We start from the raw sequence: 229 nt of genomic DNA on the forward strand, positions 1-229 counted from the left end.
CCCCCCCCCCCCCCCCCCGCCGCGCCCGCCCGCCCTCGACCCCCGCCAGGTCCAGTTGGTCCAGTATGCCCCTGCTGACCTTGAACACCTTGAGGCCCGGTAGCGCCTGTGTTACCTTGATCACCTTGAGGTCCGGTAGCGCCCGTGGGACAATGGTATACAGCGCTGACGGTCCGGCCCGTAGAAGAAGTGTAGGTCTGGGGGGGGGGGGGGGCAGTAGGAAAAGAGG

1 pseudogene is annotated in these 229 nt (G+C 68.1%); it reads right to left on the minus strand.

The window, feature by feature from the left end:
* Window positions 1-229 (minus strand): annotated as a pseudogene (locus JDS92_RS30730) (Gly-Xaa-Xaa repeat protein); the annotation flags it as partial.

Source organism: Bacillus cereus group sp. N12, assembly GCF_016483575.1.
GTDB lineage: Bacteria > Bacillota > Bacilli > Bacillales > Bacillaceae_G > Bacillus_A > Bacillus_A toyonensis.